Below are 347 nucleotides of genomic sequence, written 5' to 3'. Positions count from 1 at the left end.
ATTATTTTTTTGACAAAGATACTTGTCAAAAAGAAAAGGAAGTGTTACAATAATATCAAGATAAAGAGATGAAAACGGATTCATCTGATACGATGAATAGAGAAGGAGTCACCAAATGAAACAACCTTTTATGATTACAGGAACAACCATTGCGCGTGCAGTCGAAATAGGGTCCATTCTATTATTGGTTTATATTCTCCTTTCTGATTTGCTGGGTTGGAGCGATATGGACACAGTTCTAATGACTACTCTAATTGCCTCAATTGCTTGTATCGAAGCAAGTTTACAAATGGAGAAAAAAGAAAATAAGTAAAAGGAGATAGATTGTGAAACGATACATTTCAGCA

At 34.0% G+C, this 347-nt stretch carries 1 protein-coding gene; it reads left to right on the top strand.

Annotated features, from left to right (window positions below):
- Positions 1-115: 115 nt before the first annotated feature.
- On the top strand, positions 116-313 hold the full coding sequence (locus C1E99_RS10955; protein ID WP_105134197.1) for a hypothetical protein: 198 nt from the start codon (positions 116-118) through the stop codon (positions 311-313).
- Positions 314-347: the final 34 nt, after the last annotated feature.

It is taken from the genome of Streptococcus suis, assembly GCF_002964045.1.
GTDB classification, from domain to species: Bacteria; Bacillota; Bacilli; order Lactobacillales; family Streptococcaceae; genus Streptococcus; species Streptococcus suis_U.
This window is presented reverse-complemented; position numbering and strand designations above follow the sequence as displayed.

Excerpts from the sequence above, each read along its gene's own strand:
- C1E99_RS10955 (WP_105134197.1), top strand. The coding sequence starts at position 116 with ATGAAACAACCTTTTATGATTACAGGAACAACCATTGCGCGTGCAGTC.